The 10,347-nt window shown below is 68.2% G+C and carries 13 protein-coding genes, 2 tRNA genes and 1 other RNA gene; 7 read left to right on the top strand and 9 right to left on the bottom strand.

All coding sequences use genetic code 11. The features are described 5' to 3' along the window. Positions 1 to 135: 135 nt before the first annotated feature. The 5 genes from ABZ260_RS37835 to upp all read right to left on the bottom strand — a co-directional run bounded on the left by ABZ260_RS37835 (position 136) and on the right by upp (position 4,352). Positions 136 to 837 (bottom strand): FCD domain-containing protein, encoded by a 702-nt coding sequence (locus ABZ260_RS37835; RefSeq protein WP_355627102.1) that lies wholly within the window; start codon positions 835 to 837, stop codon positions 136 to 138. Positions 838 to 946: 109 nt separating this feature from the next. Further along, a complete protein-coding gene (locus tag ABZ260_RS37830; RefSeq protein ID WP_355627100.1) occupies positions 947 to 2,305 on the bottom strand; it encodes a helix-turn-helix transcriptional regulator in 1,359 nt (452 codons plus the stop codon). Positions 2,306 to 2,446: 141 nt separating this feature from the next. Then, positions 2,447 to 2,977 (bottom strand): PH domain-containing protein, encoded by a 531-nt coding sequence (locus ABZ260_RS37825; RefSeq protein WP_030919774.1) that lies wholly within the window; start codon positions 2,975 to 2,977, stop codon positions 2,447 to 2,449. A 320-nt stretch (positions 2,978 to 3,297) separates the two neighbouring features. Next, positions 3,298 to 3,528, bottom strand: coding sequence for a hypothetical protein (locus ABZ260_RS37820; RefSeq protein ID WP_030919778.1), 231 nt, complete (start codon positions 3,526 to 3,528; stop codon positions 3,298 to 3,300). A 185-nt stretch (positions 3,529 to 3,713) separates the two neighbouring features. Further along, the gene (upp, locus tag ABZ260_RS37815; RefSeq protein ID WP_350955987.1) at positions 3,714 to 4,352 is read right to left on the bottom strand and encodes a uracil phosphoribosyltransferase; all 639 of its coding nucleotides are present in this window, start codon (positions 4,350 to 4,352) and stop codon (positions 3,714 to 3,716) included. 178 nt (positions 4,353 to 4,530) lie between these two features. On the opposite strand from upp, the gene ABZ260_RS37810 reads away from it, so the two are divergent. From ABZ260_RS37810 to ABZ260_RS37795, 4 genes are all read left to right on the top strand, one after another. Beyond that, on the top strand, positions 4,531 to 5,040 hold the full coding sequence (locus tag ABZ260_RS37810; RefSeq protein WP_355547654.1) for a tRNA adenosine deaminase-associated protein: 510 nt from the start codon (positions 4,531 to 4,533) through the stop codon (positions 5,038 to 5,040). Positions 5,041 to 5,056: 16 nt separating this feature from the next. Beyond that, the gene (locus ABZ260_RS37805) at positions 5,057 to 5,548 is read left to right on the top strand and encodes a tRNA adenosine deaminase-associated protein (protein ID WP_350913622.1); all 492 of its coding nucleotides are present in this window, start codon (positions 5,057 to 5,059) and stop codon (positions 5,546 to 5,548) included. Positions 5,549 to 5,565: 17 nt separating this feature from the next. Continuing rightward, positions 5,566 to 6,009 carry a tRNA adenosine(34) deaminase TadA gene (gene tadA, locus ABZ260_RS37800; protein ID WP_355627104.1) on the top strand — a complete coding sequence of 148 codons (444 nt, stop codon included), beginning with the start codon at positions 5,566 to 5,568 and terminating at the stop codon, positions 6,007 to 6,009. Positions 6,010 to 6,033: 24 nt separating this feature from the next. After that, positions 6,034 to 6,123 (top strand) — tRNA-Ser (locus tag ABZ260_RS37795). A gap of 103 nt (positions 6,124 to 6,226) precedes the next feature. Here the strand turns inward: ABZ260_RS37795 and ABZ260_RS37790 are convergent. From ABZ260_RS37790 to ABZ260_RS37780, 3 genes are all read right to left on the bottom strand, one after another. Continuing rightward, positions 6,227 to 6,529, bottom strand: coding sequence for a type II toxin-antitoxin system VapB family antitoxin (locus ABZ260_RS37790; protein WP_350913620.1), 303 nt, complete (start codon positions 6,527 to 6,529; stop codon positions 6,227 to 6,229). 106 nt (positions 6,530 to 6,635) lie between these two features. Beyond that, positions 6,636 to 7,493 carry a neutral zinc metallopeptidase gene (locus ABZ260_RS37785; protein WP_355627098.1) on the bottom strand — a complete coding sequence of 286 codons (858 nt, stop codon included), beginning with the start codon at positions 7,491 to 7,493 and terminating at the stop codon, positions 6,636 to 6,638. Between the two features lie 188 nt (positions 7,494 to 7,681). Continuing rightward, positions 7,682 to 8,161 carry a hypothetical protein gene (locus ABZ260_RS37780; protein WP_355627097.1) on the bottom strand — a complete coding sequence of 160 codons (480 nt, stop codon included), beginning with the start codon at positions 8,159 to 8,161 and terminating at the stop codon, positions 7,682 to 7,684. On the opposite strand from ABZ260_RS37780, the gene ABZ260_RS37775 reads away from it, so the two are divergent. After that, complete coding sequence (locus tag ABZ260_RS37775; protein ID WP_355627095.1) at positions 8,151 to 8,522, top strand: hypothetical protein; 372 nt, start codon at positions 8,151 to 8,153, stop codon at positions 8,520 to 8,522. The genes ABZ260_RS37780 and ABZ260_RS37775 overlap by 11 nt on opposite strands. A gap of 120 nt (positions 8,523 to 8,642) precedes the next feature. Here the strand turns inward: ABZ260_RS37775 and ABZ260_RS37770 are convergent. Then, positions 8,643 to 8,728, bottom strand: a tRNA-Ser gene (locus tag ABZ260_RS37770). Between the two features lie 82 nt (positions 8,729 to 8,810). Between ABZ260_RS37770 and ffs the strand changes: the two genes are divergently transcribed. Together ffs and ABZ260_RS37760 are read left to right on the top strand one after the other, a co-directional pair. Then, an RNA gene (ffs, locus tag ABZ260_RS37765) (signal recognition particle sRNA small type) lies at positions 8,811 to 8,906 on the top strand. A 30-nt stretch (positions 8,907 to 8,936) separates the two neighbouring features. Next, positions 8,937 to 10,347, top strand: a 1,411-nt coding sequence (locus ABZ260_RS37760; RefSeq protein WP_355627093.1) for a DNA polymerase III subunit gamma and tau, incomplete at its 3' end; no start/stop codon positions are given.

Below are 10,347 nucleotides of genomic sequence, written 5' to 3'. Positions count from 1 at the left end.
TCCCTGCCGCGGATCATGCTCCCCTTAAGCCGCGCCCGCAGGGGGGTTCGTGGAACCTCGGCCCCGCCCGTCTCGCTGCCCAGGATTCCTCAAACAGTGCGGTCCCGCACTGTGAGAGGTCATGGGAAGGAGGGGTCAGGCGGAGAGTTCCTGTTCCTCGGTCAAGGCGATCAGGATGTGCTCCATGCACGCGTGTCCCGCGTGTTCGGCGGCGGCGGCGTCACCGGCCGCGATGGCGCGGGCGATGGCGTCGTGCGGGATGTAGGTGGTGTTCAGGGTGCTGCTCAGCGAGGTGCCCGCGGCGGTGATGCTGGCGCGCAGCGCCGCTGAGAAGTCCTCGTAAAGCTCGATCAGCACCAGGTTGTGGGTGGCACGGACCACCGCGATGTGGAAGGCCAGGTCGGCCTCGACGAACGCGTTGGGTTCGCCCAGTTCCCAGGCGTTGTCCCGCTCGGTCAGCGCCGCCTCGATCGCGGCGATGTCGGCATCGGTGCGTCTGGTCGCGGCGAGCCTGGCGGCCTCCACCTCCAGCGCACGCCGCACCTCCAGGATCTCAAGCTGTTCGGCGGAGCGTAGCCGCCGCAGCATGGCCCCGGAGAGCTCGCTCGTGGCGCGAACGTACGTCCCGTCACCCTGGCGACACTCCAGCAGGCCGGCGTGTGTGAGCGCCCGCACCGCCTCGCGCACGGTGTTGCGACCGACCCCGAGTTGTTCGGCGAGTACGGTCTCGGTAGGAATCTTCGCGTGCATCTGCCAGGAGTTAGAAGTGATCTGCTCCTTGAGTTGATCGATCACTTGGTCGACGAGGGATGCTCGCTGCGCCGTACGCAGACTCACCGTCCGCCTCCTCCGGAGAAACCAATCATCCTATGAATCAATGACTGGTAGACCCTAGTTATTCCAGAGGTGCGAAAACAAATCTGGAACTCCCTTAGCGAAACCGGTCTTACCGGACCAGAGCCGAGTCGACGGTCACGCCCACCAGCGCGTCGCGCACCCCAGCGGTTTCGAGAGCCCTACGATACGCGCTGGCCTGGTCATCACGCGCACCGACCTGGCCGTACAGGTCTCCGAGGTCACGCCAGACCCGCGCGGTCCCCCGGTCAGGGCCGGAGAGCTCGTACCGGACGCCGTTCAGCAGCCGCTTGGCGGTGTCCAGGGCGGTCGTGACATCGCTCCGGCCGTGGGCCAGCGCGGTCCGGGCAAGAACCAGCTGCGCGGTCGCCCCGATGGCGCCCGCCTGGCCGCCCGGCATGTCGAGGGCGGTTCCGGCCAGATCCGCCGCGCCCTGAGCGTCGCCGGTCGCCAGCCGGACCTGGGCGAGCACGACGATGCTCCTGATGTACTCGTGGATGCGCTCGGGGAACGCCGCGAAGACCTTGCCGGCGCTGGTCGCGAGCTTGTGGGCCTCGTCGAGTGACTCGCCGCCCGTGGAGGCGGCGAGACGTGCCCAGTCCATCGCGATGAGGGCGAGCTGCGATGCCATCCGTGCCGGGCGCCCGGTCGCGATCGCGTCGTCGGCGAGGCGGACGGCCAGTGCCGAGTCCTCTCTGCCGGAGGCCGCGACACTCGCTCGCCAGAGGGCGTGGATCTCCGCGGTGCGGTTGACCGCGGTGGGGACGCCATTGGTCGACAGGACGTGCCGGACGTAGGACATGCCCTGCGAGCCGGGCCCGCGGGGAGTTTCGGTCTCTATCAGGGAGGCGGCCAGTTCGACGGCGATCTCGCCCTGCGACAGGGGGAGCCGGTTGACCTCGCTGAGCGCGTGGGCGGCCAGGTCGCGCGAGCGAGGGGTGTCTCCGGCACGCTGGTAGCAGCGGCTCAGCGCCACCGTCAGCGGCAGGTCGGCCAGGCGCTCGGGGTGGGCGGCCGCCTCACGGCGGAGTCGCTCGAACGCCTCCAACGCAGGACCGACCCTGCCCTGGGCCTCCAGTGCGCGTGCGCGGCCGAGTCGCGCGTGCGCGGCCAGCATCGCGTTCTCCTCGCCGGCGACCTTGACGATCTCCCCGAAACGGTCCGCCGCGACGGACGGGTCGCCGTGGAGAAGCTCCAACTCCGCGTGGCGCAGGCCAAGCTCGGTGTCGATGCGCTGGCGCGGCTCGATCCCGTGCAGCAGGAACTCGGTGGTGCACCCCAGTCGCTCGGCCAGCAGACGGGCGACCACGGGGGTCGGCGTCCGCTTGCCGGACTCGATGAGGGAGACGTAGCTGTCGGAAAGGTCGGGCCCTGCCAGCTGGGCCTGGGACATGCGCCTACTCAGTCGCAGTCCGCGGACGCGGTCACCGATGGTTCCCTGACTCGGCATCTGATCTCTCAGGGCGGGGGATGGTCAATGTTCCCGCCATGATTGCATGAAGCAGTCGAATCGGGTAACCCCGCGTGAAAAATCCTCACCGGGGAGTGTGGGCAGCCACTATGTCATTGCTGTCAATATGGACATAAGGCGCTAATCATCCGAATCATTGCCTCCCGGGAAGAGCATCTGGCAGACCTCCAGGTAGAGGGTCTCCGGGTATGGAATGTAATTGACCCTCGACAGAGCCTGGTCCTGACCGGCCGACTCCAGAACGAACTCGCCGTAGCCCAGCATGCGGCCGAGGATCGAGCGCTGGAAGCTCATGTCGGTCACTTTGCCGAGCGGCATCATGTCGACCTTGCGGGTGATCAAGCCGGTGGTGAGCAGCATGCGCTTGGAGGTGACGACGAAGTAGTCGACCGACCACTCCGCGACCTTCCAGACGAAGCGGATCAACAACAGCAGCCAGGCCCACCAGACGATGACGAGCACGCCACCGCCGCCCTGGTCGCCGAACCACTTGCTCAGCAGTCCGGCGAGGATCAGGCCGCCGAAAACCTCGGCGACCGCGCGAAGCAGCACGGCCGGGTGGCGCCGCACCATGATGACCTGGTGTTCGTGGGGGAGTAGGTAGCGGTTGACCGACGAGGGGGCGGAGTCCCCGTGGGTCACTAGCCTCATGACAGATGTGAGACGAATTGGGCCAGAGAATCGGCCGCCGTGTAAACCGTGTCCATGGCACCCCTTACGGCGTTGGCTGCGTCACCTGGTCGGGTGAACAGGAAAAACGCCACAAAACCGACAGCGCTATACGATAGGACTTTCTTGACCTGCACGTTGGCCTCCCACTACCACTCACCCACTGCACCCGCCATATACATTACCCAGGGCCATGCCGCGGTAAAGCGCATCGGCTCATTCGGTCTCGTGCGCGTCGCGAGGATCCTGCGCGAGGGCCCCGTGGGGCACACCTCCCGGACATCCGCGCCCCTCATGACCCGTCACCCGCGTTCGCTCGCGACCAGTGCGAGGACCTCGAGGTGCTTGCGGGCGATCCGCTCGACCAGCGTCGGATGGGCGTGGCCGACGACCTCCAGCGCTCCGTAGTGAGCCGCCTCTATGCAGCGGGTCACCGTGGTCGCCGGATGGACCTCGGAGAACTCGTCCCTGAGCGCGGCGCTGAAGTCCGCGTAAGGGTCGGGTTCGGTGTCCGGGATGATTCGCTCGCTCATGGTTCTCCCTGGTGTGCGCCCGCGGCCTCGGCGGACCGGGGACACAGAAGAGATGTCTTCGCGACTCTTCGTACCCGCTCGACCGCGTTGTGTAACGATCGGCGAGTAGAAGAACCATCCTTCAAGGGAAAAGGATGGTTCTGAAATCCCGGAACCTTCGGGCCGGCGGCGAAGCCGGGGAGTGCTCAGACGACGCCGTAGAGGCGGTCTCCGGCGTCGCCCAGCCCGGGGACGATGTAGCCGTGCTCGTTCAGGCGCTCGTCCAGGGCCGCGGTCACCAGGCGGATCGGCTTGCCGCTGCCGTTGAAGACCTCGTCCATGTGGGCGATGCCCTCGGGGGCGGCCAGCAGGCAGAGCGCGGTCACGTCGTCGGCGCCCCGGTCGAAGAGGAACTGGATCGCGGCGGCGAGGGTGCCGCCGGTGGCCAGCATCGGGTCCACCACGTAGACCTGACGGCCGGAGAGGTCGTCGGGCAGCCGGGTGGCGTAGGTCTCCGCCTGGAGCGTGGACTCGTTGCGGATCATCCCGAGGAAACCAACCTCGGCCGTGGGCAGCAGCCGGGTCATGCCCTCCAGCATCCCCAGTCCCGCGCGCAGGATCGGGACCACCAGCGGGCAGGGCTGTGCCAGCCGCACGCCCTTGGCGAGAGCCACGGGCGTCTGCACCGACCACTCGGTGACGCGGACGTGCCTGGTCGCCTCGTAGGCCAGCAGGGTCACCAACTCGTCGGCGAGACGCCGGAAAGTGGGGGAGTCCGTACCGGCGTCCCGCAGCACGGTCAGCTTGTGGGCCACCAGGGGATGGTCGACGACCAGGGTTTCCATGGTGGCCAAAGATATCCTGGACACTCGGCAGGCGATAAGCCGGGGGCGGGCGGGCGGCACCTGTTCGACATCACCCGCTCACTCGGATTTGATCACAATTTGGTTGGAGAGGCCCACGTCCGTGTCCCGCTTCTGAAAGCATTGACCTCCGTAGAGAAAGCATTCGGTGGGGATGGCCATGTCAGACGAAGACTCGCTGGACTTTGCCATCGTGATCTACCGTGAGGACGACGGCTGGGAGGCGGAGACGCTCCCCGTGTCCCTCACCTCCGACCTCGACGGCCTCATCCACGCCCTGCGCCAGCAGCCGAGCATGAACGGCACGATTGGCCTGGTCGCCGTTGGGGATGAGTTCTTCGTGGCGCTACGGGTGTTCGGCGAGAGGGTCGAGGTCTTCCTGTCCGACATCGCCGCGTCCTGGGATTTCCCGCTCGCCCGGCAGGCGCTGGAATACCTGGACGTGCCGGTTCCCGACGAGGACGAACTCGACGCGATTCTTCAGGACGAGGAGACGGCGCTCCCCGCGGGGGACCTGTCGATCTTCGCGGACCTGGGGCTCGACGAGATGGAGCTCGGCATCCTTTCTGGCGACATCGACCTCCTGCCGGAGGACGTCCTGTCCAGCATCGCCGCGCGGCTGGGGTTCTCCGAGCCGTTCGAACGCGCCATCGACTCTGTGTTCGGCTGACCTCGGGAGATCGGCCATGCCCTCCAGACCACCCCGTAACAGTGTTTTCTCCGCGGCCTTCGTCCGTACGCCGGACGGTTGGAAAGGCGCGGAGGTCGACCTCAGTGAGGCCGAGATCGTCGACGATCTCGGCGACGCCGTTCAGGAGCATCTGGGGCTCAACGGCGACGAGCTTGCTCTTCTGTGCGTGGAGGTGGAGGACGAATGGTTCGCGATCGTCCGATACCAGGGCGACCTGGAGCCACGCACCTTCCTGTCCGATGCCCACGCGGGGCTCTCCGACGGCCTCGGTGAGCTCTTCACCGAGCTTGCCGGGGTGGCGGTCGACAAGGACACACCCGACCTGGGCGTGCGGCCGGCGGGCGACTTCGAGTTGCTGGACGACCTCGGGCTGAGTTCCGACGAGCTCGTCGAGCTCAGCATGGAGGAGGGCGCGCTCCCCGGGGACACGCTCTCGGTGATCGCCGAGCGGCTGGCCTTCGCCGACGAGCTCGACCGGTTGCGTTGACGGACTACGTCGGGGAGATGAGGCTCGCCCTGGCGCAGGCCGCCGAAGCCGGAGCCCGCGGCGAGGTGCCCGTCGGTGCGGTGGTCATCGGCCCGGACGGCTCCGTGCTGGGGCGTGCGGGAAACGACAGGGAGGCCTCGGCCGACCCCACCGCACACGCCGAGGTGCTCGCCCTGAGGCAGGCCGCGAAGACGTGTGGGCAGTGGCGGCTGACCGGCTGCACGTTGGTGGTCACCCTGGAGCCCTGCACCATGTGCGCGGGGGCCGCCGTGCTCGCCCGGGTCGATCGCGTTGTCTACGGCGCCGTCGATCCCAAGGGCGGAGCGGCGGGGTCGCTCTGGGACGTGCTCAGGGACCGCCGCCTCAACCATCGGCCCGAGGTGCTGCGAGGTGTCCTGGCCGATGACTGCGCGGCGGTTCTCACCGAGTTCTTCACTGCTCGCCGGATGCGCGAGCAATAGCGGTTATCCGGTAGGCTGCTCCGCGGTGGAGTCGCCTAGTGGCCGAGGGCGCACGCCTCGAAAGCGTGTGATGGGGCAACCTATCCGTGGGTTCAAATCCCACCTCCACCGCCACACAGAAGGGGCTCCCGCAGTCGCGGGAGCCCCTTTTCGCGTTCTGCCGTCTTTCCCCGCCGCTTCATCCCTTTCGCGAGCCCGGCAAATCCCGCCCGGGGCCTCAGTTCTCCGCGGGCAGTTCCAGGACCCGGGCGTGCAGCACCGAGCGCTGGTGCAGGGCCGAGCGCAGGGCCCGATGCAGGCCGTCCTCCAGATAGAGATCGCCGCGCCACTGGACCACGTGCGGGAACAGGTCGCCGTAGAACGTGGAGTCCTTGGCAAGCAGGGAGTGCAGGTCCAGCACCGCTTTCGTGGTGATCAGCGTGTCGAGCCGGACCTGTCGCGGTGGTATCTGCGCCCACTCGCGATGCGAGAGACCGTGCTCGGGGTAGGGCCGTCCATCGCCGACCAGCTTGAAGATCACAGTACGTAGTTTAGGAGAGAATCCGGCCTCTCGCCTGTCCGATCTTCATCGCCGCAGTTCGGAGGCCGTCCTTCGGATGCGTCCTGGGCAGGCGCCGCCGGAGTTCTCAGATGCCGCCGGAGAAGGTGTCGCACCTGCCGGGATCGCCGCTCCGGTAGCCGGTGGTGAACCACCTGACGCGCTGCGCGGACGTGCCGTGGGTGAAGCCCTCGGGGGTGACCCGGCCCTGGGTCCGCTCCTGGATGCTGTCGTCGCCCACGGCGGACGCGGCGCTCAGTGCCTCCTCGATGTCCGTCCCGCTGAACGGTTTCTCGAACAGGCCGGTCTCGTAGGCGTTCTTGGCCCAGGCGCCCGAGTAGCAGTCGGCCTGCAGCTCCAGCCTCACCGAGCCGCTCTTGGGGCCCTGCCGGTCACCCCGGACCCTGGCGTCGGTACCGAGCAGATGCTGGACGTGGTGACCGTACTCGTGCCCGATGACGTACGCCTGGGCGAAGGGGCCGCCCTTGGCGCCGAACCTGCTCTCCAGTTCCTTGAAGAAGCCGAGATCCAGGTAGACCTGGCGGTCGGCCGGGCAGTAGAACGGGCCGACGGAGGCGTCGGCGGCACCGCAGGCGGTGCCGACCTGGCCGGAGAACATGACGGTCTTGGCGGGCTCGTATCCTTCGACCGCCTTCGGCCAGTACTCCTGGATGCTGTTGACCACGCCGACCACCCGGCACTCCTCGTTCTGGTCGGCGTCCCGCCCGGTCTTGCACTGCGCCGAGAGGTCGGCGCCCGGGCCGACCGGGGCCGGTTCGGACCCGCCGGTGATGTCTCCGGGGTTGATCCCGAACACCAGCGCGAGGATTAGCGCGATGATTCCGGCCGCACCGCCGCCGACCGCGAGACCCCCACCGGGAACCCTCCCCCGGCCGCGACTTTCGACCTGCGAGCTGTCCAGCTGGACATCGTCCTTGAAATCCATCGCCCGACGTCCCTTCGATCCGCTTGGGGCGCTTCCCCTGCCCCGGGAAGGGCCTGACATGCCCGCACAGGTCTCCCGCTCTCGGCGGACGTTCCCACGGTGTCGGCGACGGGAAATCCCATGCACCACGCGGTGGCCGTTCCACGTCGAGGATTCCCCGTCACCGGGTCAGAGGCGGTGAGCCGTGTCTAACCGCAGTGCATCCACTTGCCTTCTGGCGTGCCCCCGTGGACGACGGGCTTGGAACCGATCCTGATCGCCCCGGTGAACTGGACGCACAGGCGGTCGGCGGAGGCGTACACCGGGCCCGCGAACCACTTGTAGCGCGCGCTGCCATCGGCGACCCCCGTGTCAGGGCCGTCGTACTTCTTGTTCCCGTTCCTGTCCACGAAGAGCGCAACGTACAGATAACTCGTCTGTCCGACGTAGGAGCCCGCCACCCGGGCAATGGCGCATTTCCGGTGCGCGGTGCTGCTGTGGTACAGCGTGACGGTGCCGTAGGCCTTCCCATCCTTTGCCCCTTTTGCGATGGGATAGCTGGCTACCTTGCGGTACGAATGTCCGCAGGAGCCCTGGGGAAAGGCCTGTGCGGGACCGGCGGACACCAGGGTGAGGGCGGCCGCAGCGGCCAAGGTCATGCCGCCCGCGACCCAACGAGTGATCTTCAAGGGCTCTCGCCTGACTGCTCAGGAGATGGTTATCAATCATCCCAAACAGGCAAATATGAGCGTGATCACGCTAGCATGGCCGCCTTTAACGGCGCTTCGCGCGTTCGGCACGGGCGACCGGGAGGTCGCCAGGCGGTTCTTCATCGCCGAGGTGACGGTCAAGACCCACCTGGTGCACATCTACGGCGAGTTGGGCGTGGACCCGCGCATCGGCCGTCATCGCCGCCGTCACCGCCGATGGGCCGCCGTGGCGGCGTCGGCTCCGGTCTCGCTGCCGGCATGCACCTTCGGCATGGCCGGTTCCGCGCCGCCGTGGAGCGCCGGCCGCATTCCGGTCCGGGGCGGCCCCGGCAGCCGATGACCTCCCCGGGACGTGGACACCGCGTCGGCGGGTGGGGGGAAGAATCCCCGGAAAAGGCCAACCGAGACTCGAACGCCGGAAGGGGCGGCCCACCGACGCGGGCCGCCCCTTCCGAGAAGGCGGAGGATAGGAGATTCGAACTCCTGAGGGGTTGCCCCCAACACGCTTTCCAAGCGTGCGCCCTAGGCCAACTAGGCGAATCCTCCGTGGAGAAGCTTACCCAACTTTCGAGGTGCGCGGACCATGGATTTCCGACCCCGAGCACTCGGATCTGAGGCTAGACTGAGGGTCGACCCCTCGCGCGGCGTCATCCTGTGAACCTCCCCAGGGCCGGAAGGCAGCAAGGATAAGCGGGCTCTGGCGGGTGTGCGAGGGGTCTTTCGTTTCAGGACCCCTCGCAGGTGGGATCGTCGCATGAGTCTTGCGCTGTACCGCAAGTACCGGCCCGGAACCTTCGCCGAGGTCAAGGGTCAGGAGCACGTCACCGATCCGCTCCGCCAGGCGCTGCGCAGCGGGCGCATCAACCACGCCTACCTGTTCAGCGGGCCCAGGGGATGTGGCAAGACGTCCAGCGCGCGGATCCTCGCCCGCTCCCTGAACTGTGAGAAGGGCCCGACCCCCGACCCGTGCGGGGAGTGCGAGTCCTGCGTGGCGCTGGCGCCCACCGGCCCCGGCCACCTCGATGTCATCGAGATCGACGCCGCCTCGCACGGTGGCGTGGACGACGCCCGCGACCTGCGTGAGCGGGCCTTCTTCGCGCCGGTGTCGTCGCGCTTCAAGATCTACATCATCGACGAGGCGCACATGGTGACCCGCGAGGGTTTCAACGCGCTGCTCAAGCTCGTCGAGGAGCCTCCCCCTCACCTGAAGTTCGTCTTCGCGACCACCGAGCCGGAGAAGGTCATCGGGACGATCAAGTCCAGGACCCACCACTACCCGTTCCGGCTGATCCCGCCGGCCGCGCTGCGCACGCTCATGGAGGAGATCCTCACCTCCGAGAACGTCCTGTTCGAGCCCGCCGCGCTCCCGCTGGTGGTCCGGGCGGGCGCGGGTTCGGCCCGCGACTCGCTCTCCATCCTCGACCAGCTGTTCGCCGGGTCGGACGAGGCGGGCATCACGTACGCACGTGCTGTCTCCCTGCTCGGCTACACCGACGGTGACCTGCTCGACGACGTGGTCGCGGCCTTCGCCGGCCGCGACGGTGCGCTGGTGTTCCAGGTGGTGAACCGGGTGATCGAGGGCGGCCACGACCCCCGGCGGTTCGCGATGGACCTGCTGGAGCGCTTCCGTGACCTGGTGATCCTGGCCAACGTGCCGGAGGCGGCCACCAGCGGGCTGCTCGACCGGCCAGGCGACGAGCTGGAGCGGCTCCAGGTCCAGGCGGCCTCGATGGGCCCGGCCGAGCTGACCCGCGCCGCGGAGATCCTCAACGCGGGCCTGATCGAGATGCGCGGTGCGGCCTCGCCCCGGCTGCTCCTTGAGCTGATGTGCGCCAGGATCCTGCTTCCCGGCGCGGCGCAGGGCGAGGCGGCGCTGCTGGCACGGCTGGAGCGGCTGGAGCGGGGCGGGGTCGTCGTGCACGCCGCTCCGCAGGCCGCGGCTCCGGTACCGGCTCCGGCACCGGCACCGGTGGTCCACGCGGCGCCCCCGCCACAGGCGGAGCGGCCCGCACCGCCCATCGTCAAGGAACCCGTCAAGGCACCCGCCGAGCAGCCCGGTGCCCAGGGCGATGACTGGCCGGTGGCATCGCCGCTCGTACGGGTGTCCATGACCAAGGACCCGCTGTGCGGCCCGCAGCGGACCTGCGCAACGGCCACGCCCTACT

It is taken from the genome of Streptosporangium sp. NPDC006013 (assembly GCF_040614275.1).
Lineage (GTDB): Bacteria > Actinomycetota > Actinomycetes > Streptosporangiales > Streptosporangiaceae > Streptosporangium.
Note: the sequence above shows the minus strand (reverse complement) of the source record. Positions and strands in the feature narration are given on the sequence as shown.